Source organism: Streptomyces sp. NPDC059828 (assembly GCF_042731955.1).
GTDB lineage: Bacteria > Actinomycetota > Actinomycetes > Streptomycetales > Streptomycetaceae > Streptomyces.
This window is the reverse complement of record NZ_JBHWIW010000015.1, coordinates 29238-49547: the sequence shown is the minus strand read 5'-3', so window position 1 is coordinate 49547 and position 20310 is coordinate 29238. Positions and strand designations below refer to the sequence as shown.

Sequence of the window (20310 nt, the reverse complement as noted above, 5' to 3'; positions counted from 1 at the left end):
AACCTTGATGACCTGGAGCAGCGAGCAACACCGCGCCCTCCTCGAAACTCAGCAGCGCCGACAGGTCAGTGCGACCACCGTGACCAAAGCGGAACCTCAGGCTCAGACGCGAGCGGGTGTCGCGGACAAGGTTCTCGCCGAGGCGACATGGCGGCTGCGAGGAACCGCTCACCGGAGCGTCCTCGAAGTCCCCGCCGAGACCGAGCCAGGCAGCGCGATACGGATCTGGGTGGACACTGACGGTCAACTCGCCTCGAAGCCAAGGAGAACCGCCGAAGCGGCTTCGGCCGCGGCCGCATCGGGCCTGTCCGCATTCATCGGGCTCTCCGCCGCTTTCCTTGGCACCTTTGGCCTTTGGGCGCGCCGACTCGAGAGACGAACCCTGGAGGAATGGGGTGCGGAATGGGAGACGGTTGAGCCCTACTGGTCCGGGCGCCAGGGATTCTTACGGGCGTCCCAGGCCGATTGGTGCTGCGTCGGCCCAGCGCGTCAACCCAGCGGTACGGGCTCACGGTCCGGCGTGCCCCTGTGGTTGACGTCTGGGGCCGCGGCCATCACCGCGTCGCAAGTCCTGGCGAGGTCGGTCCAGGCCCGTTGTCGACCGGAGCGGTGAGCCGGTCGATCACCGCCACGACGCCGTCCATCTGCTCTGTCAGTCGGCGCAGGACCGGGATTTCGCTCTGCTTTGCCAGTGTTCCCTGCAATGTGACCGTGCCGTCGACGACATGGACCTCGACGGTGTCAGGCGCCAAGCCCAGCGTGTCCACCAACAGCCCCTCGATCACCCGGCGACGGATCTCCTGGTCCGGCCGCAGGAACACCTTGAGGAGGTCGCGGCGGGTGACGATTCCCACCAGGCGGTTGTCCGCGCCGATCACCGGCAGCCGTTCCACGTCGTGGCGCAGCATCGTGCGGGCGGCATCCGCCACAGTGTCGTGGTCGTGCACCGTAATGGCGGGCACGGACATCAGCTGTTCCGCGGTGGGTGCACCCGGACCGTCGGTATCCGACCAGGCCCGGTAGTCGGGCATGGCCCCGTCACGGGCGGGGCGTCCGGCCGATGCCTGGTGCGCCAGAAGATCGCTCTCCGAGATGACCCCGACCACCCGGTCCTCCTCATCCAGAACCGGCACCCCGCTGATGTCGTACTGAGCAAGCTGCTTGGCCACTTCCTTGAACGGCGTCGAGGGGACGACTGAGACGACCTCACTCACCATCAGGTCGCCGACCGTGCTGTGCTCCATCTGAGCAACTCCCTTCGCTCTAGTCATCGGATCCGTGGGGATCCCTGCACCCAGAACGACCTCAGGGCTTCGAGGGCCTGAGCTTCAGAAGGGGCGGGTGAATTCCCGGCCGTGCACTGCCCGAAGACCGAGGCTGCCCGCCTCGATGCGTCGGTGGACATCGGCTGTGAGGTCAGCCAACTGACTTGAGATCACGGGGCGTTCGTCCCGCAGGCCGATCACGTCCGGTGCGTCTCGGTGACGGAAGACTTGTCTGGGCGCAGCTGCCGTCACCTTCGCCGAGGAGAGCTTCATGACCGGGCGTCCGTCGTACTCGACGAGCCTGTATGCCGAGTCCAGGTACGGGGCGTCGGCGGGTGCTTCTCCGGGTCCACGGTGTCGTTCTCGTCGAATGACAGCCGATTGATGACCTCGACGACCCCGTCGACGCTCTCGCATAGCCGTACAGCGATCCGCAGGAGGCTTTTGCGCTGCACGGAGCCGCTGAGCGTCACTCTTCCGTCGGCAACATCGACCGTCAGAGCCGAAGGCGACAGCCCGAGCGTGCGGGTGAGCACGTCCTCCAGGATTTCCTCCTGGATCGCCCTGTCTCGGCGCAGGAACACCTGGATCAGATCACTGCGGCTGATCACCCCGATCAGACGGCCGTCGTCGTCCACCACTGGCAGCCTCTTGACCCCGTGTCGCTCCATCACCCTGGCCGCCCTGACCACGCTCCATCCGGGTCGTGCCACCACGGGCGGGCTCGTCATCAGTCCCTCGGCTCTATCGCTCCGCTCACGGAGCTCCGCCTGTGCAGCAAGTCCGCTTCCGATACCACGCCGACGGGCCGCTCGTCGTCGTCCACGACCGGCACGGCAGTGATGCCGTACGCGTCAAGGAGTCGCGCGATCTCCTTGAACGCGGTACCGCGCCTGACCACGACGGCCTCGGGCGTCATCAGGTCGACAACACTGCGATGTCTCATCGCATGCCGCTCCTTTCCCGTCGTCATACGGGATTTCCTCGTTTCGAGGGTGACCGACGTGCCCACGAGTGGTGAGGCCGCGCCCGGGCGATGCGCACCGCCGCATGGAAGTCGCCTGGCTAGGCCCCGGTTCGACTTGACGAGCCCGGCCAGGTGGGGCTGTTCCTCAGGGCGCTCATCGAGGCCCGTCAGCGGGGTGCCTGACGTCGATGTGCTTCGTCTCCGACTTCTCTTGGCCGAGGCCCACGCTGATCGTGAGCATGCCGTCGACGTATTCGGCACGGACGTCGTCCTCGTCAGCGCCTTTGGGAAGGCTCATACTGCGCGCGAGGGACCCGTAACGGATCTCGCTGCGTCGCTTGTCCACATTGCGCTCGGTGCGCTCTGCCTTGATGGTGAGGACGCCCTCCTCCAGGGTGACGTCCAGGCCCTCGAGGGCGATGCCCGGGAGCTCGGCCCGGACGATGCACCGGTCGTTCTCGGTGTACTCCTCGAGCCTCATGGGGTAGAGGTCTGCCATCGCGGGCATGCTCAACCGGCTCGGAAAGGCCTCGAACCATTCAGGCAGGTCGGGGAAGGGGAACCTCTGCTTGCGTTCGAGTACGCCCATGATCAGGCCTCCTCGGTTCCACTGGTTGCGATACGTCCAGTCCACTACGCCACAGGCCTCCGCACTGAGGGCCGACCAGGCCTTAACCAGGCCCGAAGGTCCCCGAAGGACGGCCGCGGGGACCCGGGATCATCAGGCCGCTGTCTTGGTTCGGATGGTTTCTCACCGCATGACCACGTTTTGTCCGCGGAGGCTTCCGGGGCAGACCAGTCAGGTAACCGCGTCCCCGCGGGCCGGTCCCGGCACGCGCTCTCCTCGTGGCGGCTCGACGTCGAGTCCCATGTTGTCGTAGGCGTAGTCCAGCCGCTGGTGGACGGCGACCACGCCGTCCACGCAACGGCAGAGCCTTTCGATGACCGGGATGTCTGCTCTTTCCGGGACCTGGCCGGTCAGGGTCACCACGCCGTCCCGGACTGCCGCTTCCACGCTCTCGGGAGCGAGCCCGATGGTCCGGTCCAACACGTCACCGCGGATCACTTCTTCGATGGCTTCGTCCCGGCGCAGGAACGGGCGCAGAAGGTCGCAACGGCTGACGATGCCGATGATCCTGCCTGCCTCGTCGATGACGGGAAGACGCTTCACGCCACTTCGGGCCATGGTCCGGGCTGTCTCTACGATGTTCCACGTGGGACGCGCTGTGACGGCCGGCGAGGTCATCATGGCCTCGGCGGACTCCGCTTCGGCGCGTGTCAGGTCACTCGGCGCGAGCATGAGACGGGAAGGGCGCCCTTCTGGGTCCGGAAGGCTTGCCGCTTTGCGCAGCAGGTCGGCCTCGGAGACGACACCGAGCGGATGGCCGTTGTCGTCGACTACCGGAACAGCGGTGATGTCGTTGTCACGAAGCAGCTGGGCGATTTCCTTGTACGTCGAAGCAGGGCGCGCCGTGACGACGCTCCGTGTCATGACTTCGGCGACGTTGCGATGCTGCATGTCCTCACTCCTCGGGCTGTGCGCAGCACGACCTGTCCGCGTGGCCGCCCGACCTTGCTCATGGCCCCCTGGAGGCGTTCACTTCCGGGACAGGCCTCTTTTCGGCCGTCGGCTCTGGCAAGAGAGACCAGATGCTCCAGCATCAGCGTCCCCACGCCGCGGTGGTGCCAGCGATCGGAGACAGCCAGACCGACGTCCGCAGCCATGCCGTTGACCCGCTCGTACTCCGCGAGGCCGACGAGCGTGTCACCCGACTCGGCGAGCAACGCTCGGCGGCCCGGAACAGCCGAGGCACACAGCCGGTCTGCCGACCGCTCGGCCGAGCACCGGTTCACGGTGAAGAACCGCAGCCGCAGGTTCTCAGGGGACATCTCCTCGTACAGAGCCGGCACCCGCGCGTGATCACTCGGCAGGACCGGCCGGATGCGTACGGTGGTGCCGTCCGTGAGGAGTGCGTACGCCTCCTGCTGCGCGATGGGGCGACTCGCCAGCTGAGGCGTTTTCCTTGTCTCGGTCATGGCAGACGTCTCACCTCCGGTGGCTGTTCCCAGCGTCGGCTGCACGCGCACGCCCCACACAGGGCTGCTCGGGACAACCAACTGGGCCGGACGGTCCCCTCGCGTCTGACGTGATGCTGCTCCCGCACGGCGCACATCAGCTCACCTCCAGTCCTCCCCGGTGGCGCTCGATCTCGCAGATCACGCGGTCAGCGACGGAATCGACAGCAGCCGCAACGACCGGGGAGAGGCCCCTCCCCACGGAGATGTCGGCGACCTCGACGGCGTAGACCACAAGCTGATGCGGCAGCCGCCCGAGCACCCTGGCGAGGCTCCATGCTTCGCCGGGGCCGAACCCGTGTGAGCTGGCGGTTGCGGTCCGGGACGGTGGCCGGGCACCCAGCTCCGTCCGGTGCACACGGCCCGGATGCCCGGGGTGCACGCACGCCGCGTCGATCACCACGGCGAGATCCGCACCCTCCCACCACTCGATGAGCCGGACGGGATCTCCGCCGCAGATACGCAGCTCCGTCCCGGAGGGAAGGGCGTCGAAGCAGGCGCGGCTTCGCAGCTTCTCCACCACAGCCCAGCCGACCCCGTCATCGCGCCGGAAATCATTACCGACACCGACAACCACGGTACGCATTTCGGACTGCACAGGAACTCCTCAGGCTCTCCAGGCCGGACAGACACGCGTAGGTGATGCTCTGAAAAGTGATCAGAAGCCTTACCAGAGAAGTCCCTGCTTCGCGCAGAGACGAGCGGTGGCACGAGCAAATGTGTCGTCCACCCCGTCTGAGCGGCGGGCCAGCCGCGACTGCCTTAGCGTCGGACGATCCTCGTTCGAGTGAACACCGTTCCCACGGGCACCACGTGTTGCACCCCGTATGGTCGCCTCGACCACTCCTGAGCTGCATGAACCTTCACTGCACGCTCGCGGCGCCCTGGAGAGACATCGGTGCCACGGACCGCTCGGCGGCATCAACCAGCTCTTCCCACTGTTCGACGTCGCCAACCGGCTCCTCGCGGCGATCGCCTTGACGGTGTCCACAACACTGCTCATCAAGGCCGGCAACCTGCGCTGGGCATGGGTCACGGGTAACCCGCTCGCCTGAGCCATGGCCGTCACGTCGCCGGCATGTTCGAGCAGACCGGTGTCGTGCCTGGGTGCCCTCCGGGTCCTAGCCTTCGGGCGGAACTGTGTGGCACAGCAGGAGGCAGACGTCGTCGTCGCGCTCGGAGTCGTGTACCAAGGGCTTGAGCAGCGACTCGGCGCACCCGTCCAGGTCTTTCACCGCGGTTTCGTCCAGGGCGGCCAAGGTCCGGCCGAGCAGCTCGATACCTGGGTCGATGCCATGTGCTCGCCGCTCCACCAAGCCGTCGGTGTACAGAACCAGCGTCGAGCCGGGCGGCAGTTCGGTCGTATGGTCCTCGTACTCGTAGGGAAAGGGCACTCCCAGCATCACGCCGGGACGGGAGTCCAGCAGGCGAACGGTGCCGTCGGGCGCGCGGACCATGGCTGGAGGGTGCCCGGCGGCGGCCCACACGACGTGGGGGTCGCCGGGCCGGAAGCGGGCGATCACGGCGGTCGCGTACAGGTTCGGCTGCTGGTGGCACAGCATGCGGTGCAGGCGGGTGAGGATCCGCGCGGGGCTGTCGTTCTCGACCGCGTAGGCACGCAGGGCGGTGCGCAGCTGGCCCATGATGACAGCGGCACGCAGCCCATGCCCGGTGACGTCTCCTACCACGGTCATCAGGCTGCCGTCAGGTTGGGGAAAGGCGTCGTACCAGTCGCCGCCGATGTTGAGCCCTCGAGTGGCAGGGAGGTAGCGGGCGGCGAGGCGCAGCCCGTTGGTGGTGGGCAGGTCGGTGAGCTGGGCACGCTGCAGGGCCTCGGCGGTGTCCCGGTGCTGTTCGTACTGGCGGGCGTTGTCCAGAGCGATGGCGGTCCGGCGGGCCAGTTCGACCAGCATCACGCTGGTGTCCTCGTCGAAGCGGTCACCGGGCGCGGTCAGCGTCAGCACGCCCGAGGTGCGGCGCACGGTGAGGGGGATGCACAGCAGCGGCCGGTCCGGGGACAGTACGGAGGGCGGGAGGTCGTCGATGCCGGGGAGTGCGCCGGGGTGCGCTCCGGCATGCTGTGGACGGTCGCAGCGGGCGGCTGCGACCGCGGCGGCGGAGCGGGCACCGTTCGAACTTGCCGACTCGTCGAAGAGCCACACGTCGACCTGGCTCGCGTACTCGGGAACGAGCAGCTCGGGGAGGCACCGGAGGATGTCCTCCTGGTCCAGCGACGCGGTGACGGCGGCGCTGGCGTCGGCGAGGAAGGTCAGCAGGCGTCGTGCTCTCTCCGCCTGACCGCGTGCGGTTCGTTCAGCATCGAGCAGGTCTCTCTGGGCTCGCGCGGCGGCGTCCAGTTCGGCGTGCAGGGCCAGCACACCCTGGTTGGTCTGGTGGAGCTCCTCGCGGTGCAGGTGGAGCTGTCTCTCCGTCTCGTCCAGCTGGTGCAGAATCACTGCGGCCTGCTCGTCGGCCGCCAGGATTGCCTCTGTGTCAATGGTGCCGTCCGGACCCTCTGGCTGGAGGGTGTTCCGTGCCAGAGGGCCGGGACAGGCGAGGGTCAGCCGCCAGGGAGGCGTTCGATCAGGCCCGGGTGACATGGGCTCTGCGACAGCGCGCATGAGCAGGGTCCCGTCGGATGCGGACGGCTTGACGGTGAGAGTGAGTTTCGCGCCGCCCTGGTCCAGCCCCTCGCGCAGGCGCATCGTGAGCGCTGTCAGGAAACGAGCCTGCTCAGCCGCGGGCACGCCCAGAGTGGCCGTGAGACCCGCAGCGAAGATGCGGGCGTGGACAGCCTCGGCGGTTGAGGTGATCTTGCGAACATCCGGCGGGATCACGGGCGAGCGGCCTGTCGGTCGGAGGTCAGTACGGCCACACAGGTGTCATCACGCACGGGGCTGGCGGCGCTGCTGGCGTCCCGGAGGATGGTCGCGGCGATCGCCGCCGGGTCGTGGGCCAGGAGGTCGTCATCGGCGGGCGGCACCCACCGGCTGGGCAGTCCGTCGCTGTGCAGGACGAGCAGGTTGCCCGGCCTCCAGGGCAGGCGTCGCACGGGTACGGTCGCCGGGTAGTGGGCGCCGACGATGCCGGGGTGGGAGACGAGGTGCTGCCACGAACCGGCGGTGTGCAACCGGGCACCTATGTTGCCGACCCCGGCAAATGCGAGTTCCCCGGTGCCTGAGTCCAGCTGGGCCACGGCGACCGCCGCCCCTCGGGTGGGTCGTAGTGCCAGGTGGAGGTGCCGCAGAATCTCAGCGGATGGCAGGTGCGCGACACGGTGCAGCTCGTCGACCGCGGCACTGGATGCGTGGGCGGCCTTGGCTCCATGGCCAAGGCCATCGGCGAGCATCAGGGTCGAGCGAGAGCCCGACCGGGCGCAGCTCCAGGAATCTCCGGAGAGATCCGCCTGGGCGAGGGAGATGTTGATCCCTCCGGCCGAGAAAGTGGACCGCGTCTCCTCCTGTCCGGCGATCTGATCGATACGGGCCACCGCGACTGTGCCACGAGGCGTGCTGTACAGATCGAACGCGCTGGAAATACGCAGACAGCTGCCCAGCCCGGCGCCGAGTGACGCCTCGCTGGTGGTGTAGCCGTCACGCATGGCTGCGCTGACATCGCGGATCCCGGGTCCGTGGTCGAGGGCGACCAGCTGTACTGACGGACCGCGGGCGTCCGCTCCTCGATCGACGAGGTCGATCAACAGGCGGCCACCACCGGCGTGCTTGAGCAAGTTGGTCGCCAGCTCGGTTGCGACCAGGGCCGCAATCGCGGTGCGTTGGGCGTCGAGGCGGGCCCGGGCGCTGGCCTCCTCGGTCGCCACCCGGACGTCCCGCACTCGGGTGGAATCGTGCACCGGGATGATCCAGACGCGCGTCATCGGGACCCCGGACGAGCACCGGGTACGCCGGTGGCCCAGGCGACGAGAGTGACGCTGGTTCCCTCACCGGGCTGGGTGTCGATGGTGAACTCGTCCACTAGGCGCTTGGCTCCGCTGAGGCCCAGCCCGAGACCGCCCCCTGTGGTGTAGCCGTCAGTCAGCGCCAACTCGACGTCGCGGATGCCGGGGCCGGTATCGATGAAGGACAGCTGCAGTCCAGACGTCGATCCGTTGATCAGTGGGGTGATCTTCGCCTGCCCGCCCCCACCATGGACCAGGGTGTTCCGGGCCAGCTCGCTGGCAGCGGTGACGAGTTTCGTCTGCTGCACGAGCCCGAACCCGATCTCGGCCGCGAACTGCCGCACTCGGTGACGTACCCATGCGAGGTCCGCGTCCGAGCCGATCGGCAGGCTCGTCGCGGTCGCGGGGTCGGAGGTCGGCGTCACGTACACCCCACACGTGTGCCCAGAGCGATCTGAGAGGCATCCTGCTGGAGCAGTTCGAGCGCACGTTCGACGTCAAGTGCGGTCAGCAGGCCTGGCAGGGTCAGACCCAGTTCCACCAAGGTGATCGCCACGGCGGGGCGCATCCCGCACAGGACAGTACGAGCGGCCAGAAGGCCGGCATTGGCGGCGATCTCGGCGATGACCCGGCCCAGGAACGAGTCGACGATCTCGACGCCGGAGACGTCGATGATCACGCCGCTCGCCTCGCTGCGGGCGACACGATGGGTGATGTCCTGTTGGAGCTGCTCGGCCACGCCGTCGTGCAGCTCTCCTTGGAGGGAGACCAGGAGGATGTCCCCCAGTGCCAGGACCGGCACCACGGCCGAGTTGCCCGGAACGGAGGTGGTCATCGCGGGTTGACACCGGCCGCGCGAGAGACCTCGATGCCCTGCTGGGTGAGCGCGTAGGCCAGGGCGTCGGCCAGAGAACTGCGAGTGAGGACCGAACTCAGGTCGATGCCGAGGTGCACGATGGTCTGTGCGATGGCCGGACGAATGCCGGAGACAATGCATTCGGCGCCCATCAGACGGGCCGCGGCAACCGTCTTCATCAGGTGCTGCGCGACAAGCGAGTCGACCGTGGGCACGCCGGTGATGTCGAGGATCGCGTAGCGGGCCCGCTGATCCACGATGGCCTCCAGCAGCGACTCCATGACGACTTGGCTGCGGGCGCTGTCCAATGTGCCGATCAGGGGAACCGCGACGATGCCTTCCCACAGGTTGATCACGGGGGTGGCCACTTCGAGCAGTTGCTGCCGCTGTCTTGCGATCAGCTCCTCGCCGGCATTGACTGTCGTCTCCATGATCACCAGGCTCAGCGTGCCCATCAGGACGGTCAGAGCCAGCAGAACTTCCTGCGACTCGTCGCCGGACAAGTCCTGGACCTCGCCGCGCAACAGCTCGGCGATCGTCACCCGCAGACCGGCGGCCTCGTCCGCGACCTGGGCGGCGCTGAAGCCACTGCGCGCGCGGGAAGCCGCCATGCGCCCCAGTTGCTCCCGGGCCGAGTCGAAGCCGGGGGCCGCTATATTTTCCAGCCGACCGGTCGAGGCCACGTCCGCCAGTGCATCCACAACGGTCTTGCACGCTTCCACGGCTTCGTCACGGGAGACGGTGAAGACCGTTCTGAAAAGAGGCGCGTCCGCCCACCGCTGGGCTATCTGTTCGCGGCGGCGCTCCAGGAAGGCCCCCAACTCCCGCGCTGCCAAATCGGCCGCCGCCTGCTCCGACACCTGCATCGTCTCCCTCCAGAACAGGCTGTTGCGCCAGGATCGGCACACACAGCAATTATTGTCTCATGACAAGCATTGCCGCCGCACATACGGCGGAAGCGACACAGCATCAACACATTCACGGTTCGCGAGCTCAGCCGCTCAGCGCCCGTACCAGTCCAGACAGACAACCAGGGCGTCGTCCTTCGGGAGAGACTGCCCGCGATGTCCGGTCAGCTCTCGCAGGATGGCACGCGGCACCTCGGCGGCCGGCAAGAGACGAGTGGACATGATCGCCCGGGCCAGAGCGGCATCCCCGTACGCTTCCCCCTTGGGTGAGGCGACCGCGTGCACTCCGTCACTGACGAAGACGAGCCGATCACCAGGCTCGGCCCGGAAATCCTGAACCACGTAGTCGGTCTCCTCGAACATTCCCAGCGGGAGCTGCGCCTCGAAGGTGACACGCTCGACCACGCCGTCACGCAGACGCAGCAGTTGCGGGGAGCCGGCGTCCACGACCTTCGCCCGGCCCGTCGCGAGTTCGAAGTCGAACATCAGCACCGAGAGGTAACAGCGTCCCTGGTAGTGGGCATACACCGCCTGGTCGGCCAAGGCAGCCTGGTCGTCGATGGCGATACCGGCGCGCCGCGCGTTGCGCAGGGCATTGATGCCGAGGTTCGTCAGCAGGGAGGCTTCAATGCCCTCTCCCATACCGTTGGTGACGTAGAGCGTGAGGTGGTCCGCGGTGGCGGACCAGTCGAAGTTGTCACCGTAGATCGCGTACGCCGGCTCCAGCTGCGCACCGAGTTCGTACTCGGGACGGGCACAGGAACGGCCGGGCAGGAGCTGCCACTGCATCTCGGCGGCCAGGGTCAGCCGGTCCTTGCGCCGCGCCTGCAGGTACACATCCGTGTCACGCTCGGCCACGACCACCTCGTGCCCGAGTACCTCGGCGATGTCCGCGAGCTCGTCCAGACGGTCGCGCGCACCTTCCCCGTCCGGCAGCGTGACCGACAGCACGCCCAGCCGGTCCCCACGCACAGTGACCGGCAGATGTACGCGCATGGCACCGTCGCGGATCCCTTCCACAAACGGCTCCTGTGCGCCGAAGGCACGACCCTCGGGGCTGTTGTGCACCGACACCGGCTCTGCGGTGTACGGCAAATCCCGTACCGGCTGCAAAACGGTGAGGCCGTAGTCGGCCAGGAACAAGTCAACGGACTGCGCCGCGTACTCTTCTGCGAGCACGCGGCGCACGGCGTCGAGCAACTCGTGTGGGGCCGCTGTGCGCAGAGCACGCTCAGCGATCACGAATCTGTTCACGATCGTAAATACACCTATCCTTCGACAGACACATGGGCCTCGCCCAGGCGACGAGGGCGCCCCAGTCGTCACACCGGGCCCGCCCGAACCATCTCTTGCCACAACGGGCACCTAGTACGCTGGCAGACGTCCAGGTGCCTGCGAGAGTGTGACGGTGACTGTCTTCCGCCCCCGCCCCGAGTCCGTCGAGGTCGCACGTGTGACCTTGACAGCCGTGGAGTTGCTGGAAGTCCTGTGGGGCCGAGCCTCGACCGCACCGGCCTCTCCTTCCCAGATGCGCGTGCTCTTGATGCTCGAACACCAGGACGGCATCAATCTACGCACCCTCGCCGACTCCCTCGCCTCCACACCCCCGTCCACCAGCCGGCTCTGCGACCGACTGGTAGCCGCCGGTCTCGTTGAGCGCGTGGTCAGCCCCGCCGACCGTCGCGAGGTACAGCTGCATCTCAGCGACCGCGGTCGCACCTTCCTCGACGGCCTGCGTACACGCCGGGAGCAGAAGCTGCAGGCGGTGCTGGAGCTGATGCCCGTCGCCAAGCGGACCGCGCTCCTCGAGGGGCTGGAAGCGTTCTGCGACACAGCGGCACTGCAGATACACGACAAGGCCTCGCACACCGGGGACCAGACGGCCTGATCACAGGGTCGGGCCACCACTCGCCCCGACACTCCGATGCTTGGGTGGCCGGCGTACGGAGCGACCTCCGCCCACCGGAACATGGCAGATCCTTCCCCGTGCAGTGCGACTCCGCTACTTTGTTGCCTGACCACTATAGTTGTCAAACGACAACAGTCAGCCGGCGTCAGCGTCTGAGCCCACCGGCATCAGACGATGCGCCGGTCTTCGCCCAGGACGATCTCCACGTGGGGAATGGTCCGGGAGGAGCGATGTCCCACTCAGTGTGGCTTCGATGGAGGCAACGCCATGCCAGCGACCGATCACCAACTGACCGAGCCGGTCAAGCGGCCGGCCGAGGCCCTCTCCGATAACGGCATTCGAGCTTATCTTCGACCGCGACGACGTCGGCGTGCAGAGCCCCAGCCACCTGGTTGACAACAGGGTGCGGCTCGCACTGGCCATCCTCGGCATGTGACGACCGACGTCTGTGGTCATAAACGTCAGCGCCGCACGCGCGGCATCCCGAGGCCGATCCAGGAGATGATCTCGCGCTGGATCTCGTTGTTGCCGCCGCCGAAGGTGAAGATGACGGCCGAGCGGTAGCCGCGTTCGAGCTCCCCGTGCAGCACGGCTCCGGCCGAGCCCTCTTTGAGCGGTCCGGCGGCCCCGACGACCTCCATCAGCCAGGCGTAGGCGTCCCGGCGCGCCTCGGAGCCGTACACCTTGACGGCGGAGGCGTCCTGCGGGGTGAGGCTGCCGGCCTGGACGGCGCCCACCATCTGCCAGTTGAGCAGCTTCATGGCGTCCAGCCGGGTGTGTGTGCGGGCGAGGCGGCCACGGACCCAGCCGAGGTCGATGACCCGGCGACCGTCGGCGAGCTTGGTCTCCGCAGCCCAGCGCTGCACGTCGTGGAGCGCGCGGATGGCCATGGTGCCGTGGGCAGCCAGGGTGACGCGTTCGTGGTTGAGCTGATTGGTGATCAGCCGCCAGCCCTTGTTCTCCTCGCCGACGCGGCGCGACACGGGTACGCGGATGTCCTCGTAGTAGCTGGCGGTGGTGTCGTGCGAGGCGAGGGTGTTGATGATGGTGCAGGAGTAGCCGGGATCCGAGGTCGGCACCAGCAGCATCGTGATGCCCTTGTGCGGCGGAGCGTCGGGATCGGTGCGCACGGCGAGCCACACCCAGTCGGCGGTGTCCCCGTTGGTCGTCCAGATCTTCTGACCGTTGACCACATAGGTGTCGCCCTCCCGGACGGCCCGGGTCTTGAGCGCGGCCAGGTCGGTGCCCGCGTCGGGTTCGCTGTAGCCGATGGCGAAGTCGATCTCACCGGAGAGGATCCGCGGCAGGAAGTGCGTCTTCTGCTCGTCCGTGCCGAACTGCATGATCGTCGGCCCGACGGTGTTCAGCGCCATCAGCGGCAGCGGGACACCGGCCTGGGCCGCCTCGTCGAAGAAGATGAACTGTTCCATCGGGCTCAGCCCGCGCCCCCCGTACTCCTTCGGCCAGCCGACACCGAGCCATCCGTCGGACCCGAGCCTGCGGATCGTCTCGCGGTAGAACCGCTTCTGCGCCGCGGGGTCGGCATAGCGGGCGTGGACGTGGTCGGGTACGAGCCCGTCGAAGTACGCACGCAACTCGGCGCGCAACTGCTGCTGCTCGGGCGTGTAGGCGAGATGCACGGCCCCTCCAGGCGTCTCGCGGCCCCGGTGACGGGTCCGCGCCGGCTTGCGTCGTGGTGCGTGCGGCGCGGACACGGTAGAACGTGTTGCAGTAATTCGGAAGGGGCGTGCGGCAAGCGGGGTGGAGGGGAGGAGTGGCGGCTGCTCCCCGCGCGCGGGGAGCAGCAGGTCGTCGACCGCGCCACGGCCGGCACAGCACTCCTTACGGTTTCCGCGGCGCTGCGTCGACGAAGGAGTCCCGTCCGGCCACACACAGACCCCAGATCACGAACACACAGAAGGCGATGGCCAGGATCGCCCACACCGGGGTGTACGGCAGGGACAGGAAGTTCGTGATGATCAGCAGCGTCGCGACGACGATGCCGAGCACCCGGGCCCAGGCCTGGGCCTTGAACAGGCCGATGCCGGCCGCGAGGGCGATCACCCCGAGAATCAGGTGGATCCAGCCCCAGCCGGCCAGGTCGAACTTGAAGACATAGCCGGGGGTGACGACGAAGATGTCGTCCTTGGCGATCGCCATGATGCCGCGGCAGATGTCGAGGATGCCCGCGATCACCAGCATCACGGCGGTGAAGAGGACGAGGCCTTCGGCCACCTCTCCGGATGTCCCGGATCGGGACGGGGTCGTGGAAGTCATGTGTGCCTCGATTCACTTGAGGGTGCAGCTCCCGGACGGTGCTGCCGGTCAACTCCCCCGTGCCGACTGCTGCGACCCGCTCCGTATCGCCGAGCGGAGCGCGAACGCGCCCGCCAGCTCGACGATGCCCAGCAGTACGAGCCACAGGCCGAGCAGCCTGGCCAGGGCGACCGCGGAGTCCAGGGGGAAGGCCAGGACGACGATTCCGGCGATCACGCCCAGCACTCCGGTGGCGAAGGTGACGCCTCGGTGACGTCTGCCGCGGTCCGTGACGGCGACGAAGGCCGTCAGCAGGCCCGAGAGCAGCCATACCGCTCCGACGATCAGGCTCAGTGCGGCGACGGTCTGGAGCGGGTTGCGCAGCACCAGGACCCCGGCGAGCACCGCCACTACCGCGATGAGCACGCCGGACAGCCTGCCGCCTTCGTGACCGCCGTTTCGCGAGAGCGCGGTGACGAAGCGGAAGCCTCCGGCAATCAGTAGCTGGAGGCCGATGATGACCGCGAGGACATGCAAGGTCTCGTTGGGCCAGACGAGCACGAGGATCCCTGGGATCAGGGTCGCCAGGGCCAGGCCGAGTGCCCAGCCCCATGAGCCACCCACCTCGCCGAGGACGTCGAGGGGATCCTTCGGGCCGTGCCCGTCCTGGAAACCGGAGGATGTGGTCATGGCATGCCTCCCTCCTCCTGCCGCCAGTGTCGGGCAGCCGGCCGGCGGGGGACTCACCCGCCAGGAGTGATTCCCGGGCCGGTGCCGCCGTCAGGCCGCCGGCGGCACCGACCGGCTACGCCGTTTCCGCGCGGACGATGACGACCGGGCACTTCGCGTGCTGCGCCACCTGCTGGCTCACGGAGCCCAGCAGCATCCGGGCGAAGCCGCCGCGGCCCCGGCTGCCGACCACCAGCAGCTCCGCTCCGTCCGATGCGGCGAGCAGCACTTCGACGGGGTTACCACGGGTCAGGTGGTGGTCCACCCGGGTGCCCCCGGTGTCGCCCAGGACCTTGCGGAGTTCGTCGGCGAGCGCGGTGCTGGCGTTCTCCTGGTCGAGGTCGGCGTCCACGGCGGGTGCGGACCAGCCGTGGGCGCCCGGGACCTCGTACGCCCCGACCGCCTCCACCGTGGCTCCGATCAGCGCGGCGTGCCGTACGGCCCAGCGCAGCGCGGCGTACGACGAGGGTGAACCATCGACGCCCACCACGACACGCAGGGCCGGTTCGTGCGTGCTCATCCTGCTCACCTTTCTCACGGTCCCCGTCATCCACGCTGCGCGACGCGGGCCGGGTCCGCCAGGCGAGGGCCGCCGGTCAGCGCTCCAGCCGTGCCTGGCTGACCGCGAGCGCCGCCGCCATGATGCTGAGCTGGGGGTTGACCTCGGGGCAGCCCGGCAGCACGGACGCGTCCGCGATGAGCACACCGTGTACGCCGCGCAGACGCCCCGCCCCGTCGGCGGGGAAACGCTCCGGGTCGGCACCCGCCGCCACCGTGCCGGTGGGGTGGTAGGCGGACAGATGCAGTTGCCCCGGACCGACCCGCGCGAGCACCTCGTCCAGCTCCTCCAGGGTGCGTACGCGGGGTGCCACCGGGATACCCGTGAGGACTTCTTCCGCTCCCGCGGCGAAGAGCAACTCCCCCATGGCCCGGACGGCGCGCATCAGCCTCCCGGCGTCACGGTGGTCGAGGTCGTAGCGGAGCAGGGTCCGGTCCCGCCCGATCACCTGTCCGGAGGGGCGGTCGGCGATCATGGCGCCGAGTGTGGCCAGCCGGTCGGCCGCGTCGAGTTCGCGCCTCAGCTCGCTGCCGAGCCCCGGCAGGACGAAGGAACCCATGCCGGGCGGGGTCGCGGTGGCCTCGATGAGTACGCCGGCGTGGTGGTGCTCCTCCACGCCGACGCTCTGGAGCACCCCTTCCCAGGCGGTGACGGGCTCGGCGAAGCGTCCGGCGACGCTGGTGGCCGGGTGGACGCTGAGGTTGCGGCCCAGGCGCGGGTGGCCGCCGAGCCCTGAGCGGCGCAGCAGCGGCGGTGACTGGAGGGCGCCCGCGGCGACCACGACCAGCGGGGTGAGGATCTCGAAGACGCCGCCGTCCTCGCGCCGTATCCGGACGCCCGCGGCGCGCGGGCCTCCGGGGCGGTCGCGGTCGACCAGGATCCGCCGCACCTCGGCACCGGTGACGATACGCGCCCCGGCCGCGCAGGCCTCCGGCAGCACGGACAGTTGCACACTCTGCTTGGCGCCGCTCGGGCAGCCCACCACGCACTGGCAGGAGCCCTGGCAGCCGGGGGCGTTGCGACGCAGTGGTGCCGCCTGCCAGCCGAGCCGCTCGGCGCCCGCGAGGGCGAGCCGGCCGTTGTTGCCGAGCACGTCGAGGGGCTGGGTGGCGACGCGCAGGGTACGTTCGGCCTCGTCGAGGCAGGGCCCGAGGCGCTCGGCGAGCGCCCAGCCGAATTCGCGGCTCCACCGGGTGAGGACATGGTCCGGTGTGCGGTAGCAGGTGCCCGAGTTGACGACGGTGGTGCCGCCCACCGCCCGGCCCACGGGCAGCAGCAGCGGCTGGCGGCCGATGGCGACGGTGGCGCCGCCGTCCCGGTAGAGCTCGGCGAAACGGTCGAGCGGGGCCCGCCGTCCGAACGACTCGGTGGAGTGGTGGTGGCCCTCCTCCAGGACGACCACGTCAAGGCCCGCGCAGGCCAGGGTGCGTGCGGCCGTCGCGCCGCCCGCTCCGGAGCCGATCACGACGGCGTCCGCGGTGGACCGCGCGGGCCACTGGCTGGACGGTGTGCAGTCGAGCGGCGGGTCCTTACGGGTCAGCAGCGGTGCCCGCAGGCCTCCGTTCTCGAGCATCCGCTCGGTACCGGCGGCGAGTAGCACCGGCACCTTGAGCACATCGAGCAGCGGGGCGAGCCGAGGCCGGGCGCCGAGGCCCGCGAGCACGGCGTCCCGCTCCTCCCTGGTGAGACGGGCGAGCCCGCGTCCGGTGCGGGCGACGGCATAGGCGTCGATGGTGCGGGCGGCGGCCCGTACCCCGGCGCGGGCGGGCAGCGGCATCGTCTTCAGGACCGCGTCCAGCCTCCCGGGTACGCGCGCGGGCCAGGTGTCGGTGCCGTCGTCGGCGATCAGTGCCGCCACGAACCCCCCGAGGCTCCCCGTAAAGGTCTGGCTCATCGGGTCCCCACCTCCGCGTGCGCCGTGCCCGTCAGCGTCCATTCCGCCTCGGTGCTCCAGCCGCTCCACCGCCGGCGCTCCAGGAGCACCTGTGCGTCGGCGCTTTCGCTGTTGCGGCAGACGGCATGTGCCCCGTCGGGGTCGGTGTAGTCGAGCGCCAGGGTGCGCTCGTCGGGCTGGGTGACCTCGACGCGGATGCGCCGCAGCCCCGCCCGCCCGGTCACCGTCCAGGTGGGGAGCCCGATGGCCGCGTGGAAGCGCCCGATCCCGGCCCAGCCGACGGCCGAGCGCTCCGCCCGTCGCGGCCAGGTGCGACCGTCCTTGCGCAGCCTGAGAAAGACCAGGGGCGGCAGCCGTCGCAGTACGGGCCGCATGGAGACCGCGGCGACGATTTCCAGCACGTCTCCCCCGCCGAGGTCCGCGTGGAGCCAGGACCAGCGGCGGGCGTTGCCGTGGCCGTAGATCCGGGCGGAGGCCCCGGGCGCCGAGTCGAGGGTGAGGGTGGTGTCCCCGTACGAGAAGGTGCCGCGGTACGTGGCGCGCGCGGCCGGCAGGATCTGAGCCGCCGGGAGCAGCGGGCGTTGCCAGGACCAGCGGGGGAAGGTGAACAGCGGTGCGTCGGTGGGCTGTTCGGCGAGGTCCCAGTGCAGGGCGCCGACCGCTCCGGTGAGCCGCCCGGGCTCGGCCGAGATCCCTTCGGCGGCGAAACCGGTCTCGCCGCCGGTCCACTTGCCGGGCCCGAACCTGGCGTGCCGCACCGGCTCGTCCTTGGGGAACACGGCGGCCCAGCCGTGCGCGTAGGGTTCGGATCCGTCGGCGGGGGCGACGAGTTCGTGGTGGAGCCACACACCGGTGCCGGTACCCGGGTCGGTCAGGGTGGTGTACCAGACCTCGGTACGGCCGGGCTCGCCGTGCCAGCGAGGCGCCATCAACGGGCCGGTGTCCTCCGGGCGCGGAAGCCCGGGGCCCGGAAGCGCGGAACCCGCGGCTGCGGAGCGCGGGAGCTCACGGCGCGGGAAGCGGAAGCTCGCCAGGAAGGGCAGCAGGCCCGTGGTCACGGGGAACCGCAGGGTGCCCGTGCCGATGCGGGTGCCGTCCTCGTACAGCGTGTACGGCAGCACGGTCATCGAGGTCACCGGCCGCAGGGGGGTCACGGACTTCCAGCCGTCGAGGCTCAGGCGGCGACCGCCGGCGGTGAACGAGAGCCGGTAGCGGATACGGCGCCTGGCGAGCGGCGAGATCTCCAACTCGCCCTCGGTGCCCGGGTCGTCCGCCCAGTCGGCGATGCGTATCCGGCCGCTGGTGGCCGCGTGGGTGGTGCCGAGGAGGCTCAGCACCCGGTCCGCCGACACGCTCAGGTCGAGACGGACCCGGCGGGTCCGGTCCTCGCCGTCGAGCCGGACGGTGCCGAGCATCGTCTCGCGGAAGTCCGTGCCACGGGTGCCGCCGGTCAGGATGCCGCTGCTCGTGCTCATGCGAGGCCCTCCAGCATGATCCGCTCGGTCGCCGTCAGATACGCCTCGGCCGCGGCTCGCGCGCCGCTCCCGTCACCGGCCGCCACGCACTCGACCACGGGCTCGAGCCGTGCATGGGCGGCTTCGGCGTCCGTGAAGGGGCCGACCAACGCGGCCCGTACGGGGAGATAGGCGTTGAAGAGGGTGTTGGTGAGCAGGACGTAGACGCGGTTGCCGGTGGCGCGGGCCAGGGCCCGGTGCACGTCGATATCGGCGAGCTGCACCGCGTCGGGGGTTCCGGCGGCCCCCACGGCCGCGAGCAGGGTCCGCAGCTCGGTCCGGTGCTCCCCGGTGGCCCGGGCCGCGGCCCGTTCGGCGATCAACGCACCGATGCCACGCCGCACTTCGAAGATCTCGCCGATCCAGTCCGGGCTGTGGCGGACCAGCATGGGCAGCAGGTCCGCCCCTCCGAAGCGCGCGTAGTCACGCACTCGGGTGCCGACACCGTGCCGGGTCTCCAGGAGCCCAGCCTGGGCTAGGCGGCCGAAGGCGTGCTTGAGGGTGGTGCGGGTGACGCCGTAGCCGTCGGCGAGCTGGCGTTCGGGCGGCAGATAGCTGCCCGCGGGATGGCGCCCGGTGAAGATGTCGTCACGCAGACGGCTCTCGAGGACGTCGACGATGGTTTCGCGGGGCAGTGCCTCCACGCAGTCCCTCCCAGTGGCTCAGTGGATGAGCCACTGAACCAAGAGGAGTTGGCGAAGTCAATGGGCGCGACCAGCCCGATGACCCGGGAGTTGAGCCGGCCACCCATGGGGAGACCTCACGAACGGCCACACTAGATGGGGCATACACCCGGAAGCGGTCACCGGAAATCGGGCATATGGTTTCAGACGTACGGTGCCGCTCCGGTGACCGAGGAGGCTCTGATGTCCGAGCTGGTAGTCATCGGCTACGACAGCCGCCAGACCGCCCACGAGGCCCTCAGGACGGTGCAGCGGATGCCGAGCGACGCGGTCGCCGATCTCACCGGGGTCGCGGTCGTCTCGGTGGACGACGCGGGTGAGACGCACGTGGACGCGCCACGCCGGGATGACAAGATCGCGCTGTCGGCCACCTCGGGTGCCCTCTGGGCGATGGTCATCGGGCTGCTCGTCGCCACGCCGGCTCTCGGCGTACTGGGCGCGGCGATCGGCGGACTCTACGGGAAGTTGCGCGCGATGGGGGTCGACGACACCTTCCGCGAGCAGGTCCGGTTGCTCCTGGAGCCCGGTTCCGCAGCGGTCGTGATCATGGCTTCGGGCATCGGCGAAGAGGAGTTCGCCGCGGCGATGCGGCCGCACGGGGGCACCGTACTGAAGACCTCGTTCGACGAGGAGGCCGAGACAGAGCTCGCCGAGCAGCTCACCGGCTCCGCGTAGGCACCACCCGCGTCCGGACGGCACCACGGCGCCGTCCGGACGCCCCCACCAACCCCCCGCATGCTCAGAAAGGGGTCCGATGCACCCGTATCTCAGCTGCGAAAAACACGGCCGACAGCGG

General features: G+C 69.3%; 20 protein-coding genes and 3 pseudogenes. 3 read left to right on the top strand and 20 right to left on the bottom strand.

The window, feature by feature from the left end; translation table 11 throughout:
• Nucleotides 1-554: 554 nt before the first annotated feature.
• The 7 genes and pseudogenes from ACFV6V_RS12060 to ACFV6V_RS12030 form a co-directional block, all read right to left on the bottom strand.
• Nucleotides 555-1244, bottom strand: coding sequence for a CBS domain-containing protein (locus tag ACFV6V_RS12060; RefSeq protein ID WP_385562783.1), 690 nt, complete (start codon nucleotides 1242-1244; stop codon nucleotides 555-557).
• A gap of 195 nt (nucleotides 1245-1439) precedes the next feature.
• Nucleotides 1440-1598: pseudogene (locus tag ACFV6V_RS12055) on the bottom strand (nicotinate phosphoribosyltransferase); the annotation flags it as partial.
• Nucleotides 1535-2211, bottom strand: a pseudogene (locus ACFV6V_RS12050) (CBS domain-containing protein). The pseudogenes ACFV6V_RS12050 and ACFV6V_RS12055, both read right to left, overlap by 64 nt.
• A 175-nt stretch (nucleotides 2212-2386) precedes the next feature.
• The gene (locus ACFV6V_RS12045) at nucleotides 2387-2821 is read right to left on the bottom strand and encodes an Hsp20/alpha crystallin family protein (protein WP_385562781.1); all 435 of its coding nucleotides are present in this window, start codon (nucleotides 2819-2821) and stop codon (nucleotides 2387-2389) included.
• A gap of 210 nt (nucleotides 2822-3031) precedes the next feature.
• Nucleotides 3032-3751 carry a CBS domain-containing protein gene (locus ACFV6V_RS12040; protein ID WP_385562779.1) on the bottom strand — a complete coding sequence of 240 codons (720 nt, stop codon included), beginning with the start codon at nucleotides 3749-3751 and terminating at the stop codon, nucleotides 3032-3034.
• Nucleotides 3721-4269, bottom strand: coding sequence for a GNAT family N-acetyltransferase (locus tag ACFV6V_RS12035; RefSeq protein ID WP_385562777.1), 549 nt, complete (start codon nucleotides 4267-4269; stop codon nucleotides 3721-3723). The genes ACFV6V_RS12040 and ACFV6V_RS12035 overlap by 31 nt, the downstream gene beginning before the upstream one ends.
• Nucleotides 4270-4405: 136 nt before the next feature.
• Nucleotides 4406-4906 carry a hydrogenase maturation protease gene (locus tag ACFV6V_RS12030; protein ID WP_385562775.1) on the bottom strand — a complete coding sequence of 167 codons (501 nt, stop codon included), beginning with the start codon at nucleotides 4904-4906 and terminating at the stop codon, nucleotides 4406-4408.
• Nucleotides 4907-5135: 229 nt separating this feature from the next.
• Here ACFV6V_RS12030 and ACFV6V_RS12025 point away from each other — a divergent pair.
• Nucleotides 5136-5360: pseudogene (locus ACFV6V_RS12025) on the top strand (carbon starvation CstA family protein); the annotation flags it as partial.
• Between the two features lie 69 nt (nucleotides 5361-5429).
• On the opposite strand, the gene ACFV6V_RS12020 reads toward ACFV6V_RS12025, so the two are convergent.
• From ACFV6V_RS12020 to ACFV6V_RS11995, 6 genes are all read right to left on the bottom strand, one after another.
• Nucleotides 5430-7145: a PP2C family protein-serine/threonine phosphatase gene (locus ACFV6V_RS12020; protein ID WP_385562772.1), complete on the bottom strand. Its 1716-nt coding sequence runs from the start codon at nucleotides 7143-7145 to the stop codon at nucleotides 5430-5432.
• Complete coding sequence (locus ACFV6V_RS12015) at nucleotides 7142-8185, bottom strand: ATP-binding SpoIIE family protein phosphatase (protein WP_385562769.1); 1044 nt, start codon at nucleotides 8183-8185, stop codon at nucleotides 7142-7144. Before ACFV6V_RS12015 ends, ACFV6V_RS12020 begins: the two co-directional genes overlap by 4 nt.
• The gene (locus ACFV6V_RS12010; RefSeq protein ID WP_385562766.1) at nucleotides 8182-8631 is read right to left on the bottom strand and encodes an ATP-binding protein; all 450 of its coding nucleotides are present in this window, start codon (nucleotides 8629-8631) and stop codon (nucleotides 8182-8184) included. The genes ACFV6V_RS12015 and ACFV6V_RS12010 overlap by 4 nt, the downstream gene beginning before the upstream one ends.
• A complete protein-coding gene (locus ACFV6V_RS12005) occupies nucleotides 8628-9041 on the bottom strand; it encodes an STAS domain-containing protein (protein ID WP_385562763.1) in 414 nt (137 codons plus the stop codon). Before ACFV6V_RS12005 ends, ACFV6V_RS12010 begins: the two co-directional genes overlap by 4 nt.
• Nucleotides 9038-9928 (bottom strand): STAS domain-containing protein, encoded by an 891-nt coding sequence (locus ACFV6V_RS12000; RefSeq protein WP_385562760.1) that lies wholly within the window; start codon nucleotides 9926-9928, stop codon nucleotides 9038-9040. The genes ACFV6V_RS12005 and ACFV6V_RS12000 overlap by 4 nt, the downstream gene beginning before the upstream one ends.
• 135 nt (nucleotides 9929-10063) lie before the next feature.
• A complete protein-coding gene (locus tag ACFV6V_RS11995) occupies nucleotides 10064-11224 on the bottom strand; it encodes a PP2C family protein-serine/threonine phosphatase (RefSeq protein ID WP_385562758.1) in 1161 nt (386 codons plus the stop codon).
• A gap of 148 nt (nucleotides 11225-11372) precedes the next feature.
• Between ACFV6V_RS11995 and ACFV6V_RS11990 the strand changes: the two genes are divergently transcribed.
• Entirely contained in the window at nucleotides 11373-11858 is a 486-nt protein-coding gene (locus ACFV6V_RS11990) for a MarR family winged helix-turn-helix transcriptional regulator (RefSeq protein WP_385562755.1), read from the top strand.
• A gap of 482 nt (nucleotides 11859-12340) precedes the next feature.
• Here ACFV6V_RS11990 and ACFV6V_RS11985 read toward each other — a convergent pair whose 3' ends face one another.
• From ACFV6V_RS11985 to ACFV6V_RS11955, 7 genes are all read right to left on the bottom strand, one after another.
• The gene (locus ACFV6V_RS11985; RefSeq protein WP_385562752.1) at nucleotides 12341-13519 is read right to left on the bottom strand and encodes an acyl-CoA dehydrogenase family protein; all 1179 of its coding nucleotides are present in this window, start codon (nucleotides 13517-13519) and stop codon (nucleotides 12341-12343) included.
• Between the two features lie 202 nt (nucleotides 13520-13721).
• Entirely contained in the window at nucleotides 13722-14156 is a 435-nt protein-coding gene (locus ACFV6V_RS11980; RefSeq protein ID WP_385562749.1) for a hypothetical protein, read from the bottom strand.
• A gap of 48 nt (nucleotides 14157-14204) precedes the next feature.
• Nucleotides 14205-14825, bottom strand: a complete 621-nt coding sequence (locus ACFV6V_RS11975; protein WP_385562747.1) for an HdeD family acid-resistance protein — start codon at nucleotides 14823-14825, stop codon at nucleotides 14205-14207.
• Between the two features lie 115 nt (nucleotides 14826-14940).
• Nucleotides 14941-15384, bottom strand: coding sequence for a universal stress protein (locus ACFV6V_RS11970; protein ID WP_385562744.1), 444 nt, complete (start codon nucleotides 15382-15384; stop codon nucleotides 14941-14943).
• Between the two features lie 76 nt (nucleotides 15385-15460).
• Entirely contained in the window at nucleotides 15461-17317 is a 1857-nt protein-coding gene (locus tag ACFV6V_RS11965) for an FAD-dependent oxidoreductase (RefSeq protein WP_385562741.1), read from the bottom strand.
• Nucleotides 17314-18792 (bottom strand): hypothetical protein, encoded by a 1479-nt coding sequence (locus tag ACFV6V_RS11960; protein WP_385562738.1) that lies wholly within the window; start codon nucleotides 18790-18792, stop codon nucleotides 17314-17316. The genes ACFV6V_RS11965 and ACFV6V_RS11960 overlap by 4 nt, the downstream gene beginning before the upstream one ends.
• Nucleotides 18789-19475, bottom strand: coding sequence for a FadR/GntR family transcriptional regulator (locus ACFV6V_RS11955; RefSeq protein ID WP_385562736.1), 687 nt, complete (start codon nucleotides 19473-19475; stop codon nucleotides 18789-18791). Before ACFV6V_RS11955 ends, ACFV6V_RS11960 begins: the two co-directional genes overlap by 4 nt.
• Before the next feature lie 222 nt (nucleotides 19476-19697).
• Between ACFV6V_RS11955 and ACFV6V_RS11950 the strand changes: the two genes are divergently transcribed.
• Nucleotides 19698-20189 (top strand): DUF1269 domain-containing protein, encoded by a 492-nt coding sequence (locus ACFV6V_RS11950; protein WP_385562734.1) that lies wholly within the window; start codon nucleotides 19698-19700, stop codon nucleotides 20187-20189.
• Nucleotides 20190-20310: the final 121 nt, after the last annotated feature.

What these genes read in the sequence shown, in the direction of transcription:
- ACFV6V_RS12000 (WP_385562760.1), bottom strand. Translation starts at nt 9,928, where the DNA reads ATGCAGGTGTCGGAGCAGGCGGCGGCCGATTTGGCAGCGCGGGAGTTG.
- ACFV6V_RS11950 (WP_385562734.1), top strand. Translation starts at nt 19,698, where the DNA reads ATGTCCGAGCTGGTAGTCATCGGCTACGACAGCCGCCAGACCGCCCAC.
- ACFV6V_RS11965 (WP_385562741.1), bottom strand. Translation starts at nt 17,317, where the DNA reads ATGAGCCAGACCTTTACGGGGAGCCTCGGGGGGTTCGTGGCGGCACTG.
- ACFV6V_RS12060 (WP_385562783.1), bottom strand. Translation starts at nt 1,244, where the DNA reads ATGGAGCACAGCACGGTCGGCGACCTGATGGTGAGTGAGGTCGTCTCA.
- ACFV6V_RS12045 (WP_385562781.1), bottom strand. Translation starts at nt 2,821, where the DNA reads ATGGGCGTACTCGAACGCAAGCAGAGGTTCCCCTTCCCCGACCTGCCT.
- ACFV6V_RS12015 (WP_385562769.1), bottom strand. Translation starts at nt 8,185, where the DNA reads ATGACGCGCGTCTGGATCATCCCGGTGCACGATTCCACCCGAGTGCGG.
- ACFV6V_RS11970 (WP_385562744.1), bottom strand. Translation starts at nt 15,384, where the DNA reads ATGAGCACGCACGAACCGGCCCTGCGTGTCGTGGTGGGCGTCGATGGT.
- ACFV6V_RS11960 (WP_385562738.1), bottom strand. Translation starts at nt 18,792, where the DNA reads ATGAGCACGAGCAGCGGCATCCTGACCGGCGGCACCCGTGGCACGGAC.
- ACFV6V_RS12035 (WP_385562777.1), bottom strand. Translation starts at nt 4,269, where the DNA reads ATGACCGAGACAAGGAAAACGCCTCAGCTGGCGAGTCGCCCCATCGCG.
- ACFV6V_RS11980 (WP_385562749.1), bottom strand. Translation starts at nt 14,156, where the DNA reads ATGACTTCCACGACCCCGTCCCGATCCGGGACATCCGGAGAGGTGGCC.
- ACFV6V_RS11975 (WP_385562747.1), bottom strand. Translation starts at nt 14,825, where the DNA reads ATGACCACATCCTCCGGTTTCCAGGACGGGCACGGCCCGAAGGATCCC.
- ACFV6V_RS12040 (WP_385562779.1), bottom strand. Translation starts at nt 3,751, where the DNA reads ATGCAGCATCGCAACGTCGCCGAAGTCATGACACGGAGCGTCGTCACG.
- ACFV6V_RS12005 (WP_385562763.1), bottom strand. Translation starts at nt 9,041, where the DNA reads ATGACCACCTCCGTTCCGGGCAACTCGGCCGTGGTGCCGGTCCTGGCA.